Consider the following 23,540-nt stretch of genomic DNA (forward strand, 5'->3'; position numbering starts at 1 on the left):
GTATGTCAGCCGATCCGCAGCGCCACGACGCCGGCGACGATCAGCAGCGCGGCAACGATGCGCCAACCGGTGACCGCCTCGCGCAGCACCACGACCGAGATCAGCATCGCGAAGAGGATGGAGGATTCGCGCAGTGCCGCCACCGCCGCGATCGGCGCCTGGGTAAACGCCCATGCCGCGACCCAGTACGAACCGGCCGCGAGCCCTCCTGCCAGCGCGCCCGTCCGCCATTCCGGCGCCATCACCGTCAGGATGCGCTTGCCGCGCAGCATCAGTGCCAGCGTCAGGCACCACAGCCCGTCGAGCACGTAGAGCCAGGCGATGTAGCTGGTGGCTGACGCGGCACTGCGCGCGCCGGCCCCGTCCGACAGCGTGTAGGAGGCGACGAACAGCGAGGTGATCAGCGCGTAGGTCACCGCGCGGCGACTGAATCCGGCCGTCGGGTCGCCGCCCTTGAACGACATCGCCAGCGTGCCGAGCGACAACAGCCCGATGCCGAGCATCGCCACCGCCCCCGGCCGTTCCGCCAGCAGCAGCGCCGCCCCCAGCGTGGTGATCAGCGGCGCCGTGCCGCGCGCCAGCGGATAGGCCTGCGCCAGATCGCCGGTCTCGTAGGCCTTCACCAGGAACCAGCGATAGCCGGTGTGGAAGGCCATCGAGGCGAGGATGTAGAGCCAGGTCACGCCCTGCGGCACCGGCACGAGAAACAGCACCGGCAGCGCGAACACCCCCCATACCGATGAACATCAGCGTCATCGAGGCGAAGCGGTCGAGCCTCACCTTCACCATCGCATTCCACGACGCATGCGCGGCGGCGGCGGCGAGAACAGCGAGGAAGACAGTGAGGGACATGCGCTGATCCGGTCACGCCGAACGCACCGACGCGCGCGCTGTTTAGCAGCCGGCTACGGAATTGGGTATGCGCCAGAGGACGTGGCGATGGGGGTAGTTTATGTTAGCCCAGATCGAACAGGACAATCTTTCTCAAGGATCAAAGGCGGGACGTCGGCAATCAACTAAACGTTGTTTCGTGTGAGCGGCATCAAGCTGATTGTCCTTATTCAATTTCGCTGGATTCCAAGCTAGGTCCTGATCGGCCTTCACCGAGCGATAACAAATACCACATGCACCGAACAATACGTTCCTCATCTCGCTGGTCAGGCATGCGAGCGTAGTCTCCACCCATTGCGGCAAATCCTCGCGAAATCCGGAAGTGGCAACGCACCTCAAATTGCTATGAACGGTGTAGCTGCCACGCGGATGGCCATCCGATCGCCTAATGTTCACGCGGACGAGTTGGTCTACCATCTCCTATCGCAGATAAGTTAGCGTCCTAAATTTGCCTGGTCCGACTTGCTCAAAAAGGCCGGTCGTGTTGCCAGGATTGCCGACACGATGTTTTGGCAGGAAAACGCTGTAAGTGTTGCTAGCCCAACCAGGGCAAGCCTCCTTAACATCAGCAGGACCGAATGGCTCTCTCAATCGACCAGAGGCCACTGCAGCATAAATCTCTGTGGCAAATTGCTTCATACTCATTAATACCACAAATATTGATACTTGTCACGTATTTACTGTCGATCCACGCACGCTGCCTCTCTCTGATTACCCGATCCTTCTACCTTAATCCGCTCTCACCCCTCCATCTCCACCCGCACCGGAAAATGGTCCGACGCGCGGTTCTGCACATCCGCCGATACCGCCCGCACCTTCCCCGCCAGGCCTTGCGTGACGAAGCAATAGTCCAGCCGCCGGAACTGCATCGCCCCGTCGAACATCCGTTCATGCGTGTGGAACGCGTCCGGCGCATGGCCCGCCGCCACGGCCGCATCGACAAACCCCGCCGCGACGATCCGCCGGTATTCCTCGCTCCCCGGCAGCATGTTGAAATCGCCCATCCAGATCGCGTCCGCCGGCGCGTCCGGCTCGTTCTCGCCGTTCGACCATGCCCGTTCCGGCTCGTCGTCGCGCCCGCTCCACGGCCCGCCCTCCTCCGGCACCCGGCGATGGCGGGTGACCAGCCAGTCGATCTGGTCCAGCCGCTCGTCGGCCGAAATATGCGCCAGATGCAGCGAGAAGACGCGCAGCGGCCCGGCCGGCGTGCGGATCAGCCCCTCCAGCGCCGGGTTCTGCGTGTTGAGCCGATGCGTCATCCGTCGCATCGGCAACAGGTGCAGCCGCGACCACACGATCGGCCAGCGCGAGACCAGCATCGTGCCGAACTGCCGGCGGCGGTTGACGACGCACCCGCCTTCCACCGTGCTCGCATCCATGTCGAAGGCCGGCCCGTAGACCCAGTAACGGTCGGGCAACAGCCGTGAAATCAGCTCCGGCTGGTCGTCCTGGCCTGTGCGCGGCCAGTTCCGCTCCACCTCCTGCAGCGCGATGATGTCGCCGTCTGCAACGCTCGGCACCGCGCGCGACAGGTCGTAGCGGCCGTCGAGGCCGAAGCCATACTGGATGTTGTAGGAAATGAGCTTCAAGACGAACGCCTGCACTGCCGGACCACGATCAGTATCCCGCCCCGATCAGCCCGCACAAGGGCGACTGATCCTTCCAAGGAGTCGAAAGAAGCAATGTGGCTCCGGCGCCCGGCACAATGTTCCGCATGGTCGGGCATGCCGCCTGTCTCGCTCGCCCGCGCAACGCCCATCGGACGCGATCGTCATCCCGGCGACCGGAGGTCAGCCGGGATCCATTCCTCTCTCCGGTTACACGCCGAAAACGCCCCACAGTCGCAGAAGGGGTCAGCGCCAACCCGCCAAGGCCAATCGATCCCGGCTGACCTCCGGTCGCCGGGATGACGATCGCGCGAGGGGCGAGCGCCGACTTGGGAAAGCCTCGGCGGTCGGTTCCGGGACATCCATTCGATGGATCGATTTCCGCCCGTTTCCCGCTAACCCCTTGTTCCCGTTGGCCCGCCGAATCTTTTCATCCACCCTTTTCCAGCATACCCGAAACTGTGTCCGGTGAAACGGGAGCCGGCGATGGGCTGGAGGGCGAAGGCAGGGAGGGAACAGGCGTTAAAGGCGCGGATCGTCATGCGCCTGTTCTCGATCGCCGACATGGCCGAGCAGGCCGCCGGCCGCTCGTTCTGGGTCCGCTGGTGCGTCCTGTGGGCCGCCTGGCAGGCGAATGAGCTGCTCAGGGGCTATGTCGAAGGCTCGCTCCGGAGCCCCGCACGCGGCACCTGGACGCCTGTCCCGATGCCGGCCGGCTTCGGCAGCAATCCCTTCGATGCCGAGGACATCGCCGATTCGCTCAGGGCATTCGGACTCTACATGCAGGCCATCGCGGAGCAGCTGTGCCGGCTGTCGTTCCTGCACCGTGGGCTGGCCTCCGACGAGGCCGGCAATGAGGGTGGCGCGTCCCAAGTCCTCAATGCACCCGTCCAGAGGCTTGCCATAGCCGCCTCCATCCCGGTCGAGCTGCACGACACCTCCTGAGAAGCACTTGTCCTGCACCCGTGCAGGACAGGTGAGTGCCTCAGACCAATCCTGCCTTCTTCCGCGAAAAAACACGCCGCGGTCGACGATCCCGCACGTCCGCGCCTATGCGATTTGACCTCCGGCACTTGCCCCTTTATACGCCCCCGACCCGTGCGCCTTAGCGGCGCCAATCGAAAGCCTCGACATGACTGCCTCCCTCGACATCGCTCCGGCGCTGGGCGCCGCCCTTTCGGCGCGCGGCTATGACACCCTCACCCCGGTCCAGGCCGCGATGCTTGAGCCACGCGCCAAAGGCCGCGACCTGCTGGTCTCGGCCCAGACCGGCTCCGGCAAGACGGTCGCCTTCGGCATCGCCATGGCGTCGGAGCTGCTCGGCGGCACGGAGCGCTTCGGCGAGGCGGCCGCTCCCCTCGGCCTCGTCATCGCGCCGACCCGCGAGCTCGCCATGCAGGTGCGCCGCGAGCTAGAATGGCTCTATGCCGAGGCCGGCGCCAGGATCGCCTCCTGCGTCGGCGGCATGGACATGCGCACCGAGCGTCGTGCCCTTGAACAGGGCGCGCACATCGTCGTCGGCACGCCCGGCCGTCTGCGCGACCACATCACCCGCGGCGCGCTCGACCTGTCGTCGCTGCGCGCGGTCGTGCTGGACGAGGCCGACGAGATGCTCGACCTCGGGTTCAAGGAAGACCTCGAATTCATTCTGTCGGAATCGCCGGACGACCGCCGCACATTGCTGTTCTCGGCCACCGTCCCGGCCCCCATCGAGGCGCTCGCGCGAAAGTTCCAGAAAAAGGCGGAACGACTCGAAATCGCTTCGGAAGGCGACCAGCACGAGGACATCGAATACCGCACCATCCTGGTCTCTCCGTCGGAGCGCGACGCGGCCGTGGTCAACACGCTGCTCCATTTCGACGCCACCAACGCGCTGGTGTTCTGCTCTACCCGCGAGGCGGTGAAGCGGCTCGCCGCCCGTCTCGGCAATCGCGGCTTCCGCGTCGTCTCGCTGTCGGGCGAGCTGTCCCAGGCCGAGCGCTCCAACGCGCTGCAATGGATGCGCGACGGCCGGGCCCGCGTCTGTGTCGCCACCGACGTCGCCGCGCGCGGCATCGACCTGCCGAACCTCGACCTCGTCATCCACGCCGACCTGCCGTCCAATCCCGAAACCCTGCTGCACCGCTCGGGCCGCACCGGCCGCGCGGGCCGCAAGGGTGTGTGCGCGCTGATCGTGCCGCATCACCGCCGCGGCAGCGCCAACCGCCTGCTCAAGATGGCCGGCCTCAAGGCCGAGCCGATGCAGGCGCCGGGCGCCGCCGACATCGACGTCTTGATCCGCGCGCGGGTTCTCGACAACCCCGCTCTCGGTGACGAGGCAACACCGGAAGAGCTCTCGCTCGGCGCCGATCTCGTCGCCCGCTACGGCGCGGAGCGCATCGCGGCGGCACTCGTGAAGCAGCTGCTCGCGCAATACCCCTCGCCCGAAGAGCTCTCCGACGGTGCGCCCGCCCCCTACGATCCAAAGACCGGCGAACGGCCGCAGACGCGCTTTGAGAGCGGCACCTGGTTCGTCGTCTCGATCGGGCGCAGGAAGCGCGCCGAGCCGCGCTGGCTGCTGCCGCTGATCTGCAAGGCCGGCAACGTCACCAAGGCCGCGATCGGCTCGATCCGCATCCTCGAGGACGAGACCCGCTTCGAGGTAGCGCCCGACAAGGCGGACGCCTATGCGCAGGCGATCGCCCGGCCCGGCGCCGTCGAGAAGGGCGTGACGATCGCGCCGTTGTCGGACGACGCGCCCCCTGCCCCGCCGCGCGAGAAACGCACCTCCTTCAGCGACAAGCCGCGCCCGAAGAAGCACTTCGACAAGAAGCCTCCCGCCTCCGCCCCGGGAGCCGCCCGCGCCGAAAAGCGCAAGCTCAAGAAGGCGCGCAAGAAGCTGAAGGCGGAGTAGCGTCGGCCTCCCACGGACAACGGCAATATTACTTTACACGTCGCCGCGAACTCGCCGCGATTGCATCGAAATCCCGCCGCCATCCTTGGCCATCCCTTCCTTGAAGAGAAGGGACTGAGGCCATGATCAAGGAAAGTCTGGTCGCAATGGCGCTGATCGGCTGCGATTGCGACGCCAAGATGTGCGAATACATCCGCACGACGGACCAGCAGTGGGCGACCGTCGCGGAATGTGAGTCCGACATCCAGAAGCGGGTGGTGCGCCAGCAGGACAATTATCCGCTGGTGATCGCGGTCTGCCGCGACTCGTCCGAGACGCCCACGATGGCCTCCGCCCAGCCCTCGCCCACCGAGCAGGTGCAGCTGGCAGCAAGCTCGATCGTGGCCGAAGGGCGGCAGGGCGAGGTCTCGACCGACCCGCTCGGCCGCGTCACGACCGTGTTCAAGACGCTCAACGGCTATGTCTCGGTGCGCGACACGGTCGGCAGCACCTGGTCCAGCGCCTCGCAGCACGCGCTCGACACGATGTCCTGGCTGAAGGCGTCGGTGACGCCGGAGTGGTTTTAGGCCAACCCCGCCGCCGCCTTGAGCCCCCGATAGAAGGTCGACGTGAACAGCTCGCGCGGATCGTATTCGCGCTTCTTCGCCAGGAAGGCCGGCAGCTCCGGATAGGCCGCCATCAGTTGCGCGCGGGTGTAATGCAACTGGTAGGGCAGGAAGAAGCGGCCGCGATGCTTGAGGGTCAGGTCGACGAGCTCGCGCGTCAGTGCCCGCATCTTCGCATTGCCGTCCTCGTCGGTCCGCTGGTTGACGTAGAGCACCAGCGAGAACGCGTCCTCCTTCGCATAGGTCAGCGCCGTATCCTCCGCATGCACGACGCGGATCGACGCGTTGAGCAGCGGCAGGTCCGACGTGCGCAGGATCTCGCGGGCGCCGGCGATGAAGGCGTTATACTCCGCCCGAGGGAAGAAATACTCGTGCAGGATGTCTGTCTCTTCCGGCAGGTCGTTGAAGAGATAGGGCACGCTGTCGTGCATCGGGTTGTTGCGCGAGACCAGGCACGCCTCGCCCTCCGCCATCGCCGCCGTGCGCGGCACGGTGCAGCTCTCGAACTCCGGCTCGAGCTCCTTTTCCATATACCATTTGAACGACTGGAAGATTTCGCCGCGCTTGGCGAGGTTCATGATCAGCCGCTTGACGCCAACCATGCCCGGCTCGCCGAGCGGCCCCATGTCGGCGGGTGCGGTGTTGGCCACCTTGTCGTAGCGATAGACGATCATGTCCTCGAGGAAGTTCGATCGCGCCGTCGACAGGTGCCCGTAGAACAGGCCGAGGTCAGGATCGCCGATCATCTCGCTCTCGAACAGTTTCGGGAAATCCTCCGAGCGGATGATCGCGCGCGAGGTCTGGTAGACCGCGTTCGGGTACGATCTCCAGCACCGCCTTCAGCACCACGCCAAACAGACCGTAGCCGCCGACGACGTGGCGGAAGAGGTCGGCGTTCTCGGTTCGCGAACAGGTGAGCTTCGTGCCGTCCGCCAGCATCACCTCCAGCGCCTTGACCGACCCGACGATCGAGCCGGCCTGGTGGTCCATGCCGTGCGCATTGACCGAGATCGAGCCCCCGACGGAGAAGATGTCGGTCGACTGCATCGCCTTCACCGCGAAGCGCGGATGCAGCACATTCTGGATCTCGTGCCAGGTAGCGCCCGGGCCGACCGTCACGGTCATCGCGGCCTCATCGACCTCGATCGCGTTCAGCCCCATCATGTCGAGCACGATCGCATGATCGTCGAACGCCTGCCCGCCCATCGAGTGGCGGACCGCGGCAAGCGAGATGGAGAGATTGTTGTTGCGTGCGAAGGCGAGCGCATCGGCGACGTGCTTCTCCTCGCTCACCTTGACCACGCCGTAGACCGGCGTGCGCGACAGGGCGCTGACGTCGTTGATCGTGCCGCCCTCGGAGGCCCAGGGCAGCGACGGGTCGTAATAGGGATTGTCGAAGTCCGGCTCCTGCGGCAGCGGCATGCCGTCGAGGTCGGCGATGCGCCCCGCATCCTTCGCGCCCGACGGCGCCCGCATCAGCCGCGCCGCCGTAGCGCCCGCCCACACCGCGCCGCCGCCGACGATCGCAAGACCGAGAAGTGCGCGCCTGGAGAACCGGAAACGTCTCGCTTGTTCCGCCATGAACTCTCCCCGCAGATCGATCGAGCCGATGTCGCAGCGCGATGTAACCGGGAAATGGCGGTACGCAAAGCCGGCGCAACGATCGGACCCGTTCGCGGCATGTTGCGCGAGGCAAGCCTGATGGAATAGGCATGAGGTATAGAGTTCATGGAGGAGAATTCGGAATGAACCCATCAGGACAGGTCGCGATCGTCACCGGCGGCGGCTCCGGTCTCGGCGAGGCGACGGCGCGCGCGCTTGCAGCCAAGGGCGCGAAAGTCGCGATCTTCGACGTCGGCATGGAGCGTGCCGAGAAGGTCGCCAAGGACATCGGCGGCATCGCGGTGAAGTGCGACGTCTCCAGCGCCGAGGGAGGCGAGAAGGCCTTCGCCGAGGTGAAGGAGAAGCTCGGATCCCCGCGCATCCTCGTCAACTGCGCCGGCATCGGCATCGCCGCCAAGACCACTTCGAAGGACGGCGCCCACTCGCTCGACCTCTACCGGAAGGTGATCGAGGTCAACCTGATCGGGTACCTTCAACATGATCCGCCTGCTCGCGGTCGGCGCCGAGACGCTCGACCCGCTGGAGGGCGGCGAGCGCGGCGTCATCATCAACACCGCATCGGTCGCAGCCTATGACGGCCAGATCGGCCAGGCGGCCTATTCGTCCTCCAAGGGCGGCGTGGTCGGCATGACGCTGCCGGTGGCGCGCGACCTGTCCCGCGCCGGCATCCGCGTTATGACCATCGCTCCGGGCATCTTCAAGACGCCGATGCTTGCCGGTCTGCCGCAGGACGCGCAGGATTCGCTGGGCAAGCAGGTGCCCTTCCCGCCACGCCTCGGCGAGCCGGCCGAATACGGCGCGCTGGCGGTCCACATCGTCGAGAACCAGATGCTCAACGGCGAGGTGATCCGCCTCGACGGTGCGATCCGCATGGCGCCGAAATAGGACGGCTTGCAGGTCCGCCCGGTTGTGAAATAAGAGGAGCGTATCACTCAGGATTTCTTGCGAGGCGACATGGACGACAAGCCGAAAGACGTGGTCCGGGAAACGGACGCCGACGCCATCCGCCTCGCGAAGACCCTGCTGCGTGCCTCGCGCTACGGCGCTCTTGCCGCCATCGACCCCAAGGACGGCGCACCGCTGGCGAGTCGCGTCGGTGTGGCGACTGACACGGACGGCAGCCCGCTGATCCTCGTCTCGGGCCTGTCGGCCCACACCGCCGCGATCGTCGCCGATCCGCGCTGCTCGTTGCTGCTCGGCGAGACCGGCAAGGGCGATCCGCTGGCGCATCCGCGCATCTCGATCTCCTGCCGCGCCCGCCGCTTCGACCGCGACACGGCGGAATGGGCACAGGCCGAGCGTCGCTATCTGAACAAAAACCCGAAGGCGAAGCTCTATGTCGGCCTCGGCGACTTCGCCTTCTTCCGGCTGGAGATCGAGAAGGCGAGCCTCAACGGCGGCTTCGGCAAGGCCTATCTCCTGACCCGCGAGGATCTTCTATCCTCCGGCCCGATCGAGGATTTCTCGAAGTCGGAGCAGTCGGCCGTCGATCATATGAACGAGGACCACGCGGACGCCATCGCCAACTACGCAATGCACTATGCCCGCGAAGAGAACGGCGACTGGCGCATGACCGGTTATGATCCGGACGGCTTCGACCTCACTCTGGGCGACAAGGTGTTGAGAATCTTCTTTCCGCAACCCTTGTCGATCCCGCGCGACGCGCACATGAAGCTGGTCGAGATGGCCAAGGAAGCCCGCATGGCTCTCGGCGAAAAAGCAGCAAAAGCGGAACACGTGCATTCACACTCTTGACCTTCCATCTACTGGAAGCCCTATCTCCTGACCATCAGGAGAAAAGACCATGCAATTCACGTTGAAGATCGAAGGCATGACCTGCGGCGGCTGCGTCCGCTCGGTCGAGAAGGCTTTGGGCAGCGTCGGCGGCCTGAAGGCGGCCAAGGTTGACCTCGCTAAGGGCGAGGCGGTGGTGGAGACGGAGGGGGCCGCGGATCCGGCGCGCTTCGTCACGGCCGTCGAGGACGCCGGCTACGACGCCCGGCTGGCCGGCTGACCAACGCCTGAGAGAAATGCCATGACCAAGGTAGCGCTCGACATCACGGGCATGACCTGTGCCGCCTGCTCGGCCCGTGTCGAGAAGGTGCTCTCGCGCGTCAACGGCGTCAGCCGTGCCGACGTGAACCTGCCGCTCGAACGCGCCAGTCTCGAGATCGACGGCGAGATCGATGCGGCAAAGCTGATCGCGGCGGTCGAGCGCGCCGGCTACGGCGCGACGCTGCGCCCGGACGACCGGGCCGCGCAGCGCAAGGCTGACGAGGCGCGCGAGGCGGCGCGCCGGGCGGACGAGCGGCTGACGCTCATCCGCTTCGCGGTCTCCGCCCTGCTGTCGATCCCCCTATTGATCGGCACGCTGCCGATGATGCTCGGCACAGGCCATTCATGGCTCGACCCCTGGACCCAGGCCGTACTGGCCACCGGCGTCATGCTGATCTCCGGCATCCGTTTCTACCGCGAGGCCTGGTCGGCGCTGCGCGGCGGCGGCGCGAACATGGCCGTGCTCGTCTCGCTCGGCACATCGGCCGCCTATTTCTATTCGCTCTGGATGGTCTGGTCCGGCAATGTGCACGGCCATCTCTATTTCGAGGCAGCGGCAGTCGTGCTGACGCTGATCATGCTCGGCAAGTATCTGGAGGCGCGTGCCAAGCAAGGCGCGTCGGCCGCCCTTGCCGCGCTCGGCAAGCTGCAGCCGCCGCAGGCGGAGCGTAAGACCGCTTCGGGCACGGAGGTCGTCGCCTCGGCGAGCCTATCGCCCGGCGACGTGGTGATCGTGCGGCCGGGCACCCGCGTGCCGGCCGACGGCCTGATCGTGGCAGGTGCTTCCAGCCTCGACGAATCGCTGGTCACCGGCGAGAGCCTGCCGGTCGAGAAGAGCGAGGGCGCGGCCGTCGTCACCGGCACCGTCAACGGCGACGGCGTGCTTGAAGTGCGTGTCTCGGCGGTCGGCGCCGATACGCGGCTGGCGCGGATGGCACAGCTCGTCGAGGACGCGCAGCTGTCCGAAGCGCCGGTGCAGCGCCTGGTCGACCGCATATCGGCGGTCTTCGTTCCCGTCATCATCGCGGTCGCGGCGCTGACCTTTATTGGCTGGTGGATCGCCGGCGACATGGCCGCCGGCTTCGACGCGGCGATCGCCGTTCTCGTCATCGCTTGTCCCTGTGCGCTCGGCCTCGCCACGCCGACGGCCCTGGTGGCCGGAACGGGCGCCGCGGCCAAGGCCGGCATACTGATCCGCGACATCGGCACGCTGGAGAGGGCCGAGGCGATCAAGGTCGTCGCCTTCGACAAGACCGGCACGCTGACACTTGGCCACCCCGAAGTGGTCGAGGTCGTCGCCGCAGACGGCGACACCGCTGCCCTGCTGCGCAAGGCGGCGGCCGTCGAGACCCGCAGCGAACACCCCCTCGCCCGCGCCCTCGTAGCACGGGCAGCCTCCGAAGCCGGCGACGGCCTCGCGGCCACGGGTGTATCCGCCACGCGCGGCAAGGGCATGAGCGGCACCGTCGCCGGCGCGTCGATCGCCGTCGGCAATGCAAGGATGATGACCGAGCTTGGCATCGCGCCGGATCGGCTCGATGCGCTCAAGGCGCGGTTCGCGAAGACGGGGACGCTGTCCTTCGTCGCGGTGGACGGAGCGCTCACAGGGGGCATCCTGTTCGCGGACCGGCCGCGCCCGGAAGCAGCGACGGCGCTGCGCGCGCTGGCCGGGGAAGATGTCCGCACCGTCATGCTCACCGGCGACAACGAGGAGGCCGCGCGTGCCATCGCAGCCGACATCGGTCTCGCCGACTTCCGCGCCTCGCTGCTGCCGGAGGACAAGACCGAGGCGCTGCGCGGCCTGACGGACGATCCGAAGTCGATCGCCTTCGTCGGCGACGGCCTGAACGACGCGCCGGCCTTGGCCGCCGCCGGGCTCGGCATCGCCATGTCGTCCGGCACCGACGTCGCACGCGAGGCGGCGGCCATCACGCTGATGCGGCCGGACCTGAGGCTGGTGCCGGCCTCGCTCGACATCGCGCGGCGCACGCGCCGGACGATCATGCACAACCTCGCCTGGGCCTTCCTCTACAACGTGATCGGCATACCGCTTGCCGCACTCGGCATGCTGTCGCCGATCCTCGCGGGCGCGGCGATGGCGTTCTCGTCGGTCTCCGTGGTAACGAACTCCGCGCTTCTCGCGCGCTGGAAGCCCCACGACCTCGACTGACCCGCAGTGCAACGCCTGATCCGCATTTCCGACCCCGGCGATCCGCGCATCGCCGCCTTCCGCGACATCCGCGAGCGCGACCTCGTCGGCCGCGAGGGGCGTTTCGTCGCCGAGGGGCGCGTCGTGCTCAACGTGCTTCTCTCGGCGGCGCGCTACGAGACGGAGGCGGTGTTGCTGCTCGAAAACCGGGTGGGCGGGCTGGACGAGTTGCTGCCGATGATCCCCGACCGTGTTCCGGTCTACGTCGCGGACGCGGCGACCATGGACGGCATCGCCGGCTTCCACATCCATCGCGGCATTCTGGCGATCGGCAGGCGGCCGATGCCACAACCCGTCGCCGACCTCCTGTGCGGCCTGCCGGAGAATGCGCTGGTGGTGGCGCTCGCCGGCATCTCCAACCACGACAACATGGGGTCGATCTTCCGCAACGCCGCCGCCTTCGGCGCCGATGCGGTGGTGCTGGACCCGACGTCTTGCGATCCGTTCTACCGCAAGGCGATCCGCGTCTCCGTGGGCGCGATCCTCAAGACGCCCTTTGCGACCGCAACAAGCCTGGACGACATGATCGGCGGGCTGAGTGCGGCGGGGTTCCAGGTTCTGGCGCTCTCGCCGCGCGGGGGGATGGACATCGACGAGGTTCCGGGGTCGGGGCGCACCGCGCTCCTGCTTGGCAGCGAGGGCCACGGCCTGCCTGACGCTCTCATGTCACGCTTAACGACGGTGCGCATCCCGATTGCGGAAGACTTCGACAGCCTGAACGTGGCTGCAGCGTCAGCGGTTGCCCTGCACCGTCTCTGGCGCGGCTGAACCGGCGGCGGAGGCCGCCTTCTGCAAGGCCTTGACGCGATCGGCCAGGCTGACGATCCGCGATGCGCCGCCGTCCTGGCCCGCATCGGCGGTGTCAAGGATCTGCGCGATCGGCGAACCGGGGCCGTCGAGCATCGCGGTCAGGTGCACGACCTCGGCCGCCAGATCGTTGATCTGTTCGCGCAGCAGCGCGCTGTCGCGCCTTTCCGCATCCCAGTCCTGTGTCTTTGATCGTTCGAACGCCTCGACCTCGGAGCGCAGTCTCTTGTTCTCGCGCGTCAACAGGCCAAGCCTGTCGGCCTGGCGGTCGCGCTCCCGTTGCAGGCTGCCGATCGCCTTGTCGATGTCGCTGCCTGTGCCGCCGGAGAGCAGCGTCGAGAGCTGGAGCTGCAGTTCAGCCACCTCCGCCTCCAGCTTCACACGATCGGCCTGCGCCTGGGTCAGCTTCGCATCGAGGTCGCTTCCACCCTGGGAGGCGGACTTGATCTCGTCGCGCAGCCGCGCCAGTTCCTTCTCGCGGCGCGCCAGCTTCTCCTCGCGATCGGATACCGTGGACATCAGGCGCTCCAGCTTGCTGTCGAGCTCGGCCGAGCGCCTGCGCTCGTCCTTCAAGGCTTCCTGCGCCGCCTTGCTCTCGGCGGCGATCTCGCGCAGGCGCTTCTCGGCATCCTTGCGCTCGCTCTGCAGCAGGCCGACATTGCCGGCCAGCCGGTCGAATTCGGTTTCGCGGGCCACCAGTTCGACCTGGCGGTTGCTGGCGGTCAGCGTCGCCTCGTCATAGAGCTGACCGAGCCTGTCGATCTCATGAGCCCTGTCCTCCAGCAGATCCTCGGCCTCCGCGAGCCGTGCCGTCAGGCGCTGCAGCTGTTCCTCGCGGTTGCGCAGCTCCGCGCGAAGCTCCCCTGCCCGCGCATCAAGTTCGGTGATCGTCCTGTCGCGGTCCGTGCGTTCCTCGGCGAGCCGCCTCAGTTCGTCGCGGTTGCGGTTGATCTCGATGATCTGCGCCGAAGCCTTGTCGCGGAAGTTCTTGATGCTCATCTCGAGCCGGCGCGTCGACATGGCGAACTCTGCGCGCATGCGGTCCTTGTCGGCCTGGATCTCGTTGACGGTCAGCGGCAGCGACGCTTCCAGCCGCCTCCGGGTGAGGCTGACGGCCCGTCGCCAGATCGCCGGCGCGACCATCAGGGCGAGAAATCCTGCGGTCAGAAAGCCCAGCGAAAAGAACAGGATGGACTGGATCAAGAGGTTCGTTCCGGGCGGTTCGGCCGTGTCCCCAGGCGCCCGATCCTTCAGGAAGACGCGCCTCTCCGCTCCCTTCGGACCGGCAGCGTAGATGTGCCACATCGGGACCGGACGAATCCAGCCCCGATGCGATTTACTTTCGCTTAACCCTAACGCGGCAGCTCAGAAGGGATTCCAGGTCGGCCGGTCTGTAACCTTGAGATAGCCGACATTGACGCCGAGCCGGGCACCTACGCCAGTGCGCACCGGCACGAGTAGCACGCGGCCGTTCTTCATCACGTTGAAGCCGAGGCCGGCGACCATGTAGGCCGACCCCGCCACGCCGCCGAAGCGGCCGTAGACCGCATCGATCGAGTCGAGATTGTAGACGAGGATCATCGTCATCGCGAGCCCTGCCCGCCGAAATCCCAGCCAACCGACGGACCCTGCCAGAACACGCGGTGGTCGCCGGCATTCTTCGTGTAGAGCGTGCCTTCGCCATAGGTCAGCCCGCCGACCAGCGCGCCCGACCCTTCTTCGCCGAGCACATAGCCGTTCGGCAGTCCGTAGGAGGCGAAAATCTTCTCGACGACGGTAGCGAGGCCACCCGACGTCGCGCCGAAGAACTTGTGTCCGGAATCGACGATCTCCTGAGCCGTGTATTCGTTGGCGCGCGCACTCGCGGCGAAGGCCACGGCAAGCACCGCGAACGCAGCAGCGATGGACAGGGCGCGCATGCCGCGCGCGAGGATCTTAACAAGCATTACAACCATTCTCCCTTCTGGGAGCACCCTGTTCCGACGCCTGGCTGCCGCGGCTCTTCCGGCCGCATGGCAACGATCCGGCAACCCTAGTCGCTAATCCTTTTTCAACCATTAATCCCTCAAATGATCATGTTTCTTTCATGACCTCCGGCGGCACACGCAGCCGTTTGTTGCCGAGTTTCGGGTCTCCGGTATATCCGGAACATGCGGGTTTCATTGTTGATTCGCGGTCCGCGGCGGCGTGGGCATTGATTGTTTCGCACGTTGGCGCATCAGGGGAATTTTCGAGAATGGCGGACCTCTTCACCCTTTCGGCTCCGGAACTCGCCGCGCTTCTGTGCAGTCGGGTGTGCCACGACATCATCTCGCCGGTCGGCGCGATCAACAACGGCCTGGAACTGCTGGACGAAGGGGGAGCGGACGAGGACGCGATGAGCCTCATTCGCACGAGCGCACGCAACGCCTCGGCGCGGCTGCAGTTCGCCCGCATCGCCTTCGGTGCTGCCGGTTCGGCCGGCATGCAGATCGACACCGGCGACGCCGAGGCCGTCGCGCTCGCCTACGTCAAGAACGAGAAGCCCGACCTCGAATGGATCGGCAAGCGGGCGCTGCTGCCGAAGAACAAGGTCAAGCTGATCCTCAACCTGATCCTCGTCTCGATCGGCGCCATTCCGCGCGGCGGCAAGATCCGTGTCAACCTGGACGACCTCGACACCGCGCCCGTGTTCACCATTACAGCCGCGGGGCCGATGGTGCGGGTGCCACCGAAGTTCCTCGAACTGCATTCGGGCGCCAAGCCCTCCGAGCCGATCGACGCGCATTCGGTGCAGCCGTATTACACGCTGCTGCTCGCCCGCGAGGCCGGAATGGAAATCTCGATCCGCGCAGGCGCAGAAGAAATCGTCTTCAGCGCCCGTTGAGGACGGCTGGAGAATATTTCTCCGCCAGACAAGTATATTTTTAAGCATCGCCTTTGACGGTTTTTTACCGTCGGCCGTCTAGCATGCCTGCGGATCATCCCGGAACGGCGCCGCTCCGGGAAGAGCAAGCCAGGGACGGACCGATGAAGCGCTGCATGATCGTCGATGACTCCAGTGTGATCCGCAAGGTCGCCAAGCGCATCCTGACCGGGCCGGAGATGGTCGTGGTCGAGGCGGGCACCGGCGCCCAGGCCCTCGACATGTGTGCAGCTCAGATGCCCGACATCATTGTCGTCGACGGCGGCCTGCCGGACATGCCGACCGTGGAGTTCATCCGTTCGGCCATGGCGATTCCGTCAGCCGTGCGGCCGCGCATCATGATCTGCATCCCGCAATTCGACCTCGGCGCAATCATGCGCGCAAAGAGGGCCGGAGCCGCCGGCTATCTAATGAAGCCGTTCAACCGCCCGCAGTTGCTCGAACGTTTCCGCCAGATTCAGCAGGCAGCGTAAGGGAGCACGGGGAAAATAAAGCGGCCGGCCGCGTCAACCGCAACCGGCGCAAGGGGATCTATCTCCCCTGTTCGCTACTCAGCATTTCGCCAGTTTATGCGGTGGCGCGCAGTTCTTCAGGCTCGCGCAGAACATAGCCGCGGCCCCAGACAGTCTCGATGAAGTTCTGTCCGCCCGATGCCGCGTCGAGCTTCTTGCGAAGCTTGCAGATGAACACGTCAATGATCTTGAGTTCCGGCTCATCCATCCCGCCATAGAGATGATTGAGGAACATCTCCTTGGTGAGCGTCGTGCCCTTGCGGAGCGAGAGGAGCTCCAGCATCTGGTATTCCTTGCCCGTCAGGTGAACGCGCTGGCCACCCACTTCGACGGTCTTGGCGTCGAGATTGACTATCAGGTCGCCGGTGGCGATGACCGACTGGGCATGCCCCTTTGAACGGCGGACGATGGCGTGGATGCGCGCCACGAGCTCGTCCTTGTGGAAAGGTTTGGTCATGTAGTCGTCGGCGCCGAAGCCGAGCCCGCGCACCTTGTCCTCGATTCCGGCCATTCCGGACAGGATCAGGATCGGGGTCTTCACCTTGGAGAGGCGCAGCGTCCGGAGCACCTCGTAGCCCGACATATCCGGGAGATTCAGGTCCAGTAGGATGATGTCGTAGTCGTAGAGTTTGCCGAGATCGACGCCCTCTTCACCGAGATCCGTCGTGTAGACATTGAAGCTTTCCGACTTGAGCATCAGCTCGATGCTCTGGGCCGTTGCACTGTCATCTTCAATCAGCAGGACGCGCATTTCATTCCCCTTCTCCGCCGCCGTGCCGGAGCACCAACCGGCCCAGGACAGTGATTGCCTGATTCAGAGGCTGCCATCGAATGGTTAACAAAATCTGATTCCATTATGCAAGTGCAATCAGACGCTGGGAACTTTTCACGGCACGCTTTTGAATCCAATCGTGAATCACCAACCGAACTTGTTAAACCGACACATTAGGAAATCGACCGAACCTGGTGTTTCGGATTCGCTGTTGCGAATATCGGTCCCCACCGATCGATTTTTACCGGCCCTTAAGCCATGGACCGTATGATTAACAATGCGCGTAAACGAAAGGTTACCAGGATCGTCCTGCCTTAAGATTTTGTTTGGCACGATGGTTCAACCTGTCGGAGGAAGCGCACGGGCCGCCCGCTCGGGAGGTTCGAGCGTGTGGTTGAGTTGTGTACGTGTTTCTGGAGTTCACCATGATTAAGTCACGCGAGAATCTCGTCCGACTGAAGAAATTCCAGGCCAGCGAAAAACGCCGCCAGCTTCTTCAGATCGAGATGATGGTGGCCGACTTCGAGCGGATGGCAAACGAGCTCGAGGCGCAGATCGCCTCCGAAGAGCGCAAGGCTGGCATCACCGACGTCAATCACTTCGCTTACCCCACTTTCGCGAAGGCGGCGCGCCTGCGCCGCGACAATCTCAAGACGTCGCAGCACGATCTCCTCCAGCAGAAGGCTGGTGCCGAAGCCGCCCTCGCCGAGGCCGAGGCCGAACTCGCCAAGGCCGAGATGCTGGAAAACCGCGATACGCGCCAGCGCGAACTCGAGGCCGATGCGCGCCGCGCCGTCGGCTGAATCGCCCTTGGGCTGATCTATCGCGCGAGCCGCTTGCGCGAACCTTACGCCCGGAGCGCCGTTCCGCTATAGGGACCGGATGCGGTTTCTGCTCCCGGCCGTCCTGTGCGGCGCAACCTTTTCCTTCGCGCTGGGCATCACCCTGCCGCTGATCCGGGTAGACCGTTTCCTGATCCTCTCCGACGAACCGTCCCTCGTCGCCATGGTCGCAAGCCTGTGGAACGCCGGCGAATGGGCGATTGCCAGCCTGATCCTCGCCTTCTCGATCGTCTTCCCGGCAATGAAACTTTACCTGCTGCACGCGGCCGCCTTTTCGGCGGCAGACGACGGCCACCGGCTGCCCGGGTGGTTCCGCAGCCTGTCGAACTGGTCGATGCTGGATGTCGTGCTGGTGGCGCTGGTGATCTTCGCGGCGAAGACGAGCGGCTTGGCGACGGCTATTACGCAGCCCGGCCTGTGGTTCTTCGCCGGATCGGTGGTGCTGACGGTCCTGGCCGCGGCGCTGGTGAAGTCACGAGCCGCGGCGAATTGAGTCCGGGGATCAGTGCCGGTATTGCTGGATACGCGTAGTGCGCAGCCCCGCGAGGCCGTATTCGTCGATCGAGGCCTGCCAGGACAGGAATTCCTCGGTGGTGAGCTTGTAGCGCTGGCACGCCTCTTCGAGGCTGAGGAGACCGCCGCGGACAGCGGCCACGACTTCGGCCTTGCGGCGGATGACCCAGCGACGCGTGTTCGACGGGGGCAGGTCGGCAATGGTGAGGGGACTGCCGTCCGGCCCGATGACATACTTGACGCGCGGTCTGATCAGATCGGTCATCATACTCTCTAAACAACGCACTTACACTCGATCCAGAACACAATACCGCCACAGGTTTAAAATTTGCCTAAGCGGAAAGATCGAATTAGATCACTTCCAACATGTTGTTTTTATTGATTTTTCGAATTTTACAGCATCCCGGGACGACAGTCGCGTGGCACATTGCGGGGGCTTGACCTATATTGTCGCCAGCGGCAAACCGGCGTCTCCACGGCCATGCAGCGATGACAAAGAACAGCCTCGACCTACCCGGACGTCCCGAAGACACGCGCGTCGTCGTCGCGATGTCGGGCGGCGTGGATTCTTCCGTCGTGGCGGGGCTGCTCAAGCGCCAGGGCTATGACGTGGTCGGCGTAACGCTGCAGCTCTACGACCACGGCGCTGCGACCCACAGGCCGGGCTCCTGCTGCGCCGGGCGCGATATTGACGATGCGCGCCGCGTCTCCGAGACGCTCGGCATCCCGCATTACGTGCTGAACTACGAGCAGCGCTTCCGCGAGGCGGTGATCGACCCGTTTACAGCGAGCTACGCCGCCGGCGAGACGCCGATTCCCTGCGTCGCCTGCAACCAGACGGTCAAGTTCGCCGACCTGCTGGCGACCGCGCGCGACCTCGGCGCGGACGCGCTCGCCACCGGCCACTATATTCGCTCGCGTGCGAACGGAGCCCATCGCGCGCTCTACCGGCCGGTCGATGCCGACCGCGACCAGAGTTATTTCCTCTTCGCCACGACGCAGGAGCAGATCGATTTCCTGCGCTTCCCCCTCGGCGACCTGCCGAAGCCGCAGGTGCGCGAGCTCGCCGCCGAAATGGGCCTGTCGGTGGCCCAGAAGCAGGACAGCCAGGACATCTGCTTCGTGCCGCAGGGGCGCTATTCGGACATCATCGCCAAGCTGAGGCCCGACGCCGCCGCGCCGGGTGACATCGTGCATCTCGATGGCCGCGTGCTCGGCCGCCACGAAGGCATCCTGCACTACACGATCGGCCAGCGGCGCGGCATCGGCGTGGCGACCGGCGACCCGCTCTATGTCGTGCATATCGACGCAGCGCATGCGCGCGTCGTCGTCGGTCCGCGCGAGGCGCTGGAGACGCGCAAGGTGATTTTGCGCGACATGAACTGGCTGGGTGACGCACCGCTCGAGAATTTGCCCGCCGAGGGCGTCGAGCTCTTCGCCAGGGTGCGCTCGACTCGGCGTCCCGCGCCCGCTATCCTGCGCTGGACGGAGGGACGGGCGGAGGTAGAGCTTTCCGCCGGCGAGCAGGGCGTGGCCGCGGGCCAGGCCTGCGTGCTCTACGACGGCGAGAGAGATGGCGCGCGTGTGTTCGGCGGCGGCTTCATCGCCCGCTCGCAGCGCGCGCCCGAGGCCGAGGCCATGCTGCGCAGAATGGGCGTGGAAGGCTCGCGCCTGTCCGCCTGAGGCTACTCGGCCGCGATCGCGGCGTTGTGCCCGACATAGCCGGCGATCTCCTCGCAGATGCGATCCTGGTCGGCTTCCGTGAGATAGGGGTGCATTGGCAGGCACAGGATGCGCTGCGGCAGCGCCTCCGACACCGGCAGGCCGCCAGGCGCGCGCGGGAACTTCTCATACGCCACCTGCAGGTGCAGCGGCTTGACGTAGTAGATGACCGACGGAATGCCCTGCGACTGGAGATGCGCCTTCAGCCCGTCGCGCACCGGAGTCTCGATCGCATACTGCGCCCAGGCCGAGCGGTTGTCCGCCGGCATCCGCGCCGGCTTGACGATGCCGGCGAGACGCTCGGCATAGCGCTTCGCGACGGCCTCGCGCGCGACCATCTCGTCTTCCAGGATGGCGAGCTTCTCGATCAGGATGGCGGCCTGGATGGTGTCGAGGCGGGAATTGAGGCCGACATGGACGTTGTCGTACTGCGTCTCGCCCTTGCCATGGAAGGCGAAGGAGCGCAGCCGCTCGGCAAGCGCGTCGTCATTGGTGAACATCGCCCCGCCGTCGCCGTAGCAGCCCAGCGGCTTGGCCGGATAGAAGCTGGTGGAGGCCACGTCGCCGAAGGCGCCGCACTTCACGCCCTTGCGCACGCCGCCGACGGCCTGCGCCGCATCCTCGATGACCATAAGGTTCTCGCGCGCGGCGATCGCGCCGATCGCGTCGTAGTCGGCGGCGAGCCCGAACAGGTCGACCGGGATGATCGCACGAGGCTTCAGGCGCCCCTCCGCCTTGACCATGGCGATCGCCGCCTCGAGGCTTTCGATGTCCATGTTGTAGGTGTCGGGATCGATATCGACGAAGACCGGCTCGGCCTTGGCCAGCGCCACCACCTCGGCCGTCGCTGCGAAAGTGAAGCTCGGCACGAAGACGGCGTCGCCGGGGCCGATTCCACTGGCATAGAGCGGCAGGAGCAGCGCATCCGTGCCGTTGGCGCAGGCGATCACGTTCTTCACCCCGACATAGTCGGCGAGCTGCTTTTCGAAGGCGGCAACCTCCGGCCCGAGGATGTATTTGCCTTCGTTCACCACTTTGTCGATCGCGGCCTTGAGACGGTCGTTGATACGTGCGCGCTGGGCTGCGAGATCGATGAACTGCATGGGTCGCCTTTGTCGGGTCGTGTGGCGGGGCAGCCGAAGGCTGCCGGCGAAGATGCCGTCATAGTTCGATCCGCCCGCATGCGCCAGTGGGGCGGTTTCACACACGTCCCTGCCCTGTAAGGCTGGGTGATCGCGTCAGTCGTGCGTTACGGTGCCGGCGGTGAGAATCCTCAGCACGCCGATCGCCTCCTCGCCGCTGGTGCGCGGCTCCGCCCGGGTCTCGATGCAGGAGAGGAAGTGCTGCAGCTCGCGCGTCAGCGGCATGCCCTCGCCCACCGGCACATAGGTCGGCTCGTTGGCCGTGAAAGCCCAGTGGCCGCTGTCCTGCCAGACTGCGTGGCGGTAGACGGCGAGCTTGCGCTCCCACGGCTCGACGTCGTCGAACACCGCCATCGACTTGGTGCCCACCACCGTCAGCCGGCGCTCGCGATAGGGGTTGAGCCGCGAGGTGAAGAGATGGCTCCTCAGCCCGTTGGGAAAGCGCATGTGCAGATGCGCGAAATCGGAGAGATGGTCGAGCAGCGCCGCTCCCTCCCCGCGCACCTCGACAGGGGCCGCCCCGGTGATGGCGAGGATCATCGACAGGTCGTGTGGCGCGAGGTCCCACAGCGCGTCGTTCTCGGTGTGGAACTTGCCGAGGCCGAGGCGGTGGGAGTGGATGTATTTGATCTCGCCGAGGTCGCCGCGGTCGATCAGGTCCTTCAGCGTCTCGAAGGCGGGGTGGAAGCGCAGAACGTGGCCGGTCATGAAGATGCGCCCCGCCGCCTTGGCGGCGGCAACGGAGCGCTCGGCGTCCGGCACGGTGAGCGCGATCGGCTTCTCGACCAGCACATCCTTGCCCGCCTCGACGGCGCGGATCGCCATCTCGGCGTGGAACTGCGGCGGCAGCGCCATCACGATGGCGTCGATGTCGTCGCGGGCGAACAGGTCGTCGGGCGCGATCGCCAGCACCTCCTGCTCGACGGCGAATCCCTCGGCGCGGGCCGGATTGGCGTCGGAGACGGCATGAAGGGCGCCGAGCGACTTCAGGGTGCGGATATGGTTGCTGCCCCAATATCCGCAGCCAAGGACTGCTATGCGCGGCGCCATGCGTATCGTTCCTGGAAAATGCCGGCAGACACATAGCCAGCGAATGGGGCGAACTCAACCCCGCGCCCGAGAAGACGTTACGTCAGCGGCTGTGCACCGCACGGTCGGCAGGCGGCATTGTCCGGGAGACACTGTCTCGCAGGGTTTTGCCCAGCCTTCCGGCAGCGCTCCGATCCGGCGTGCAATTGGCTGGAGCCGCGCGCCTTGGAATGCTTGACATCCCGTTCCGGCCCACACTATATCCCGCCCGTCCCAGCAAGGCCCCGCGCCCTGCCGCATGCGACCTGGGGCGGAGTAGCTCAGTTGGTTAGAGCAGAGGAATCATAATCCTTGTGTCGGGGGTTCAAATCCCTCCTCCGCTACCATCGATTTCTTGATTGAAATTCACATATCAAGCGAAACACGGGGCGCAGTTTCCGGCCGATATGTCGCATCCTTATCGCTGTCGGGCGGGTTCCTGTCCTTGTCGCACCGGCGCGGCAAGCGCACGAACACATCGAGCGTCACTGGCTAATCAGCCGCTGCCATCATCGACATCGCCGACCTTCGATCGGTCGGCACCCCATGATTTCTGATGAAACACTTCATCGGACACATCGCCGATCTCGCGCTGCCATCCACCCTCATCGCCTAGACAGAAGTTTATACTACTGTAGTATTGTCATACACGTTATAGGTAGATTTGGGCTATGGATTCCTGGGACTACATCATCGTGGGGGCGGGATCGGCGGGCTGTGTGGTTGCGAACAGACTCAGCGCTGATCCTTCCGTCAGGGTGCTGCTGCTGGAGGCTGGCGGAAAAGACGACGCGATGCGCTACAAGGAGCTACGACGACCTGGTTCCCTCTTCCACAGGATCGAGAGCAATGTCGCTGGCACATCCGATGTCTACGGCAAGGACGGCGCGATCCCGATTTCACAGACGCGCGGCCGCCATCCGCTTGCAAAGGTCTTTCTCGCGGCAATGGCCGAGCTCGGCACGCCCACGAATCCCGACTACAATGGTGAGGAGCAGACCGGCGCTCGATCACCCATGTGAACCAGTCGGGCGCTGGCGTGTGAGCGCGGCGAGCGGCTACCTTAAGCCTGCCGCCAACCGGCCAAACCTGGAGGTGCTGACCGGGGCGGCAGCACGGCGCATCGTCGTGGACGGCAAGCGTGCGGCGGGCGTGGAATACGAGCGCGCCAGCCGGGTCGAGGTCGCGCATGTGCGCGGCGAAGTCATCGTCAGTGCCAGCGCGATCAACTCGCCGAAGCTGCTGATGCTGTCGGGCATCGGTCCCGGCGCGCTCTTGCAACGCCACGGTATCGAGGTGATCCGCGACAGCGCCGGCGTTGGACGCAACCTCTAGGAGCACGCCTGCACCCATATCGTCGGGCTGGTCAACATG

General features: G+C 65.5%; 23 protein-coding genes, 1 tRNA gene and 2 pseudogenes. 16 read left to right on the forward strand and 10 right to left on the reverse strand.

The genetic code is table 11. The annotated features are described in order from the left end of the window. Positions 1-5: 5 nt before the first annotated feature. Together LRS09_RS02370 and LRS09_RS02375 are read right to left on the reverse strand one after the other, a co-directional pair. Positions 6-728 (reverse strand): DMT family transporter, encoded by a 723-nt coding sequence (locus tag LRS09_RS02370; protein WP_257804024.1) that lies wholly within the window; start codon positions 726-728, stop codon positions 6-8. 903 nt (positions 729-1,631) lie between these two features. Next, complete coding sequence (locus LRS09_RS02375) at positions 1,632-2,480, reverse strand: endonuclease/exonuclease/phosphatase family protein (RefSeq protein ID WP_257804025.1); 849 nt, start codon at positions 2,478-2,480, stop codon at positions 1,632-1,634. Between the two features lie 504 nt (positions 2,481-2,984). Here LRS09_RS02375 and LRS09_RS02380 point away from each other — a divergent pair. The 3 genes from LRS09_RS02380 to LRS09_RS02390 all read left to right on the forward strand — a co-directional run bounded on the left by LRS09_RS02380 (position 2,985) and on the right by LRS09_RS02390 (position 5,957). Further along, positions 2,985-3,443, forward strand: a complete 459-nt coding sequence (locus tag LRS09_RS02380) for a hypothetical protein (RefSeq protein WP_257804026.1) — start codon at positions 2,985-2,987, stop codon at positions 3,441-3,443. A 187-nt stretch (positions 3,444-3,630) separates the two neighbouring features. Beyond that, the gene (locus LRS09_RS02385; RefSeq protein ID WP_257804029.1) at positions 3,631-5,391 is read left to right on the forward strand and encodes a DEAD/DEAH box helicase; all 1,761 of its coding nucleotides are present in this window, start codon (positions 3,631-3,633) and stop codon (positions 5,389-5,391) included. Between the two features lie 122 nt (positions 5,392-5,513). After that, positions 5,514-5,957: a hypothetical protein gene (locus tag LRS09_RS02390; protein ID WP_257804030.1), complete on the forward strand. Its 444-nt coding sequence runs from the start codon at positions 5,514-5,516 to the stop codon at positions 5,955-5,957. Here the strand turns inward: LRS09_RS02390 and LRS09_RS02395 are convergent. Together LRS09_RS02395 and LRS09_RS02400 are read right to left on the reverse strand one after the other, a co-directional pair. Continuing rightward, a complete protein-coding gene (locus tag LRS09_RS02395; RefSeq protein WP_257804031.1) occupies positions 5,954-6,742 on the reverse strand; it encodes a hypothetical protein in 789 nt (262 codons plus the stop codon). The genes LRS09_RS02390 and LRS09_RS02395 overlap by 4 nt on opposite strands. After that, complete coding sequence (locus tag LRS09_RS02400; RefSeq protein ID WP_257804032.1) at positions 6,726-7,577, reverse strand: FAD-binding oxidoreductase; 852 nt, start codon at positions 7,575-7,577, stop codon at positions 6,726-6,728. Before LRS09_RS02400 ends, LRS09_RS02395 begins: the two co-directional genes overlap by 17 nt. Positions 7,578-7,741: 164 nt before the next feature. Between LRS09_RS02400 and LRS09_RS02405 the strand changes: the two are divergent. The 5 genes and pseudogenes from LRS09_RS02405 (at position 7,742) to LRS09_RS02425 (ending at position 12,651) form a co-directional block, all read left to right on the forward strand. Then, a pseudogene (locus tag LRS09_RS02405) lies at positions 7,742-8,504 on the forward strand (3-hydroxyacyl-CoA dehydrogenase). 69 nt (positions 8,505-8,573) lie between these two features. Next, on the forward strand, positions 8,574-9,374 hold the full coding sequence (locus LRS09_RS02410) for a HugZ family protein (protein ID WP_257804033.1): 801 nt from the start codon (positions 8,574-8,576) through the stop codon (positions 9,372-9,374). Between the two features lie 49 nt (positions 9,375-9,423). Next, a complete protein-coding gene (locus LRS09_RS02415; RefSeq protein WP_257804035.1) occupies positions 9,424-9,633 on the forward strand; it encodes a heavy-metal-associated domain-containing protein in 210 nt (69 codons plus the stop codon). Between the two features lie 21 nt (positions 9,634-9,654). After that, a complete protein-coding gene (locus tag LRS09_RS02420) occupies positions 9,655-11,844 on the forward strand; it encodes a cation-translocating P-type ATPase (RefSeq protein WP_257804036.1) in 2,190 nt (729 codons plus the stop codon). Between the two features lie 6 nt (positions 11,845-11,850). Continuing rightward, entirely contained in the window at positions 11,851-12,651 is an 801-nt protein-coding gene (locus tag LRS09_RS02425; protein ID WP_257804038.1) for an RNA methyltransferase, read from the forward strand. Here LRS09_RS02425 and LRS09_RS02430 read toward each other — a convergent pair. Both LRS09_RS02430 and LRS09_RS02435 read right to left on the reverse strand, forming a co-directional pair. After that, a complete protein-coding gene (locus LRS09_RS02430) occupies positions 12,616-13,893 on the reverse strand; it encodes a hypothetical protein (RefSeq protein WP_257804039.1) in 1,278 nt (425 codons plus the stop codon). The two genes, LRS09_RS02425 and LRS09_RS02430, sit on opposite strands and share 36 nt — an antisense overlap. Positions 13,894-14,055: 162 nt before the next feature. Further along, positions 14,056-14,636, reverse strand: a pseudogene (locus LRS09_RS02435) (DUF1134 domain-containing protein). A 290-nt stretch (positions 14,637-14,926) separates the two neighbouring features. Here LRS09_RS02435 and chpT point away from each other — a divergent pair. Together chpT and LRS09_RS02445 are read left to right on the forward strand one after the other, a co-directional pair. Then, positions 14,927-15,556 carry a histidine phosphotransferase ChpT gene (gene chpT, locus LRS09_RS02440; RefSeq protein WP_257804040.1) on the forward strand — a complete coding sequence of 210 codons (630 nt, stop codon included), beginning with the start codon at positions 14,927-14,929 and terminating at the stop codon, positions 15,554-15,556. A 143-nt stretch (positions 15,557-15,699) separates the two neighbouring features. Continuing rightward, positions 15,700-16,068: a PleD family two-component system response regulator gene (locus tag LRS09_RS02445; RefSeq protein WP_257804041.1), complete on the forward strand. Its 369-nt coding sequence runs from the start codon at positions 15,700-15,702 to the stop codon at positions 16,066-16,068. A gap of 94 nt (positions 16,069-16,162) precedes the next feature. On the opposite strand, the gene ctrA is transcribed toward LRS09_RS02445, so the two are convergent. Then, positions 16,163-16,858: a response regulator transcription factor CtrA gene (gene ctrA / locus LRS09_RS02450; RefSeq protein ID WP_085466168.1), complete on the reverse strand. Its 696-nt coding sequence runs from the start codon at positions 16,856-16,858 to the stop codon at positions 16,163-16,165. Between the two features lie 449 nt (positions 16,859-17,307). On the opposite strand from ctrA, the gene LRS09_RS02455 reads away from it, so the two are divergent. Next, a complete protein-coding gene (locus LRS09_RS02455; RefSeq protein WP_085467809.1) occupies positions 17,308-17,682 on the forward strand; it encodes a flagellar export protein FliJ in 375 nt (124 codons plus the stop codon). A 79-nt stretch (positions 17,683-17,761) separates the two neighbouring features. Next, positions 17,762-18,214, forward strand: a complete 453-nt coding sequence (locus tag LRS09_RS02460) for a paraquat-inducible protein A (RefSeq protein ID WP_257804047.1) — start codon at positions 17,762-17,764, stop codon at positions 18,212-18,214. 9 nt (positions 18,215-18,223) lie between these two features. On the opposite strand, the gene LRS09_RS02465 is transcribed toward LRS09_RS02460, so the two are convergent. Further along, a complete protein-coding gene (locus LRS09_RS02465) occupies positions 18,224-18,499 on the reverse strand; it encodes a DUF1153 domain-containing protein (protein ID WP_080920703.1) in 276 nt (91 codons plus the stop codon). Positions 18,500-18,723: 224 nt separating this feature from the next. Here LRS09_RS02465 and mnmA point away from each other — a divergent pair, with 224 nt between their 5' ends. Next, complete coding sequence (gene mnmA, locus LRS09_RS02470) at positions 18,724-19,917, forward strand: tRNA 2-thiouridine(34) synthase MnmA (protein WP_257804049.1); 1,194 nt, start codon at positions 18,724-18,726, stop codon at positions 19,915-19,917. A 2-nt stretch (positions 19,918-19,919) separates the two neighbouring features. Here the strand turns inward: mnmA and LRS09_RS02475 are convergent, their stop codons facing one another. Further along, positions 19,920-21,059, reverse strand: a complete 1,140-nt coding sequence (locus LRS09_RS02475; RefSeq protein WP_257810104.1) for a DegT/DnrJ/EryC1/StrS aminotransferase family protein — start codon at positions 21,057-21,059, stop codon at positions 19,920-19,922. A 135-nt stretch (positions 21,060-21,194) separates the two neighbouring features. Further along, positions 21,195-22,148 carry a Gfo/Idh/MocA family protein gene (locus tag LRS09_RS02480; protein WP_257804050.1) on the reverse strand — a complete coding sequence of 318 codons (954 nt, stop codon included), beginning with the start codon at positions 22,146-22,148 and terminating at the stop codon, positions 21,195-21,197. 288 nt (positions 22,149-22,436) lie between these two features. Here LRS09_RS02480 and LRS09_RS02485 point away from each other — a divergent pair. From LRS09_RS02485 to LRS09_RS02495, 3 genes are all read left to right on the forward strand, one after another. Further along, a tRNA-Met gene (locus LRS09_RS02485) sits at positions 22,437-22,513 on the forward strand. 324 nt (positions 22,514-22,837) lie between these two features. Then, positions 22,838-23,188 carry an NAD(P)-binding protein gene (locus LRS09_RS02490; RefSeq protein WP_257804051.1) on the forward strand — a complete coding sequence of 117 codons (351 nt, stop codon included), beginning with the start codon at positions 22,838-22,840 and terminating at the stop codon, positions 23,186-23,188. A 19-nt stretch (positions 23,189-23,207) separates the two neighbouring features. Continuing rightward, entirely contained in the window at positions 23,208-23,501 is a 294-nt protein-coding gene (locus LRS09_RS02495; protein WP_257804052.1) for a GMC family oxidoreductase N-terminal domain-containing protein, read from the forward strand. Positions 23,502-23,540: the final 39 nt, after the last annotated feature.

This window comes from Mesorhizobium sp. J428, assembly GCF_024699925.1.
Taxonomy (GTDB): domain Bacteria; phylum Pseudomonadota; class Alphaproteobacteria; order Rhizobiales; family Rhizobiaceae; genus Mesorhizobium_A.

What these genes read in the sequence shown, in the direction of transcription:
- LRS09_RS02380 (WP_257804026.1), top strand. Translation starts at nt 2,985, where the DNA reads ATGGGCTGGAGGGCGAAGGCAGGGAGGGAACAGGCGTTAAAGGCGCGG.
- LRS09_RS02385 (WP_257804029.1), top strand. Translation starts at nt 3,631, where the DNA reads ATGACTGCCTCCCTCGACATCGCTCCGGCGCTGGGCGCCGCCCTTTCG.
- LRS09_RS02390 (WP_257804030.1), top strand. Translation starts at nt 5,514, where the DNA reads ATGATCAAGGAAAGTCTGGTCGCAATGGCGCTGATCGGCTGCGATTGC.
- LRS09_RS02395 (WP_257804031.1), bottom strand. Translation starts at nt 6,742, where the DNA reads ATGATCGGCGATCCTGACCTCGGCCTGTTCTACGGGCACCTGTCGACG.
- LRS09_RS02400 (WP_257804032.1), bottom strand. Translation starts at nt 7,577, where the DNA reads ATGGCGGAACAAGCGAGACGTTTCCGGTTCTCCAGGCGCGCACTTCTC.
- LRS09_RS02410 (WP_257804033.1), top strand. Translation starts at nt 8,574, where the DNA reads ATGGACGACAAGCCGAAAGACGTGGTCCGGGAAACGGACGCCGACGCC.
- LRS09_RS02415 (WP_257804035.1), top strand. Translation starts at nt 9,424, where the DNA reads ATGCAATTCACGTTGAAGATCGAAGGCATGACCTGCGGCGGCTGCGTC.
- LRS09_RS02420 (WP_257804036.1), top strand. Translation starts at nt 9,655, where the DNA reads ATGACCAAGGTAGCGCTCGACATCACGGGCATGACCTGTGCCGCCTGC.
- chpT (WP_257804040.1), top strand. Translation starts at nt 14,927, where the DNA reads ATGGCGGACCTCTTCACCCTTTCGGCTCCGGAACTCGCCGCGCTTCTG.
- LRS09_RS02445 (WP_257804041.1), top strand. Translation starts at nt 15,700, where the DNA reads ATGAAGCGCTGCATGATCGTCGATGACTCCAGTGTGATCCGCAAGGTC.
- ctrA (WP_085466168.1), bottom strand. Translation starts at nt 16,858, where the DNA reads ATGCGCGTCCTGCTGATTGAAGATGACAGTGCAACGGCCCAGAGCATC.
- LRS09_RS02460 (WP_257804047.1), top strand. Translation starts at nt 17,762, where the DNA reads ATGCGGTTTCTGCTCCCGGCCGTCCTGTGCGGCGCAACCTTTTCCTTC.
- LRS09_RS02465 (WP_080920703.1), bottom strand. Translation starts at nt 18,499, where the DNA reads ATGACCGATCTGATCAGACCGCGCGTCAAGTATGTCATCGGGCCGGAC.
- mnmA (WP_257804049.1), top strand. Translation starts at nt 18,724, where the DNA reads ATGACAAAGAACAGCCTCGACCTACCCGGACGTCCCGAAGACACGCGC.
- LRS09_RS02475 (WP_257810104.1), bottom strand. Translation starts at nt 21,059, where the DNA reads ATGCAGTTCATCGATCTCGCAGCCCAGCGCGCACGTATCAACGACCGT.
- LRS09_RS02480 (WP_257804050.1), bottom strand. Translation starts at nt 22,148, where the DNA reads ATGGCGCCGCGCATAGCAGTCCTTGGCTGCGGATATTGGGGCAGCAAC.
- LRS09_RS02490 (WP_257804051.1), top strand. Translation starts at nt 22,838, where the DNA reads ATGGATTCCTGGGACTACATCATCGTGGGGGCGGGATCGGCGGGCTGT.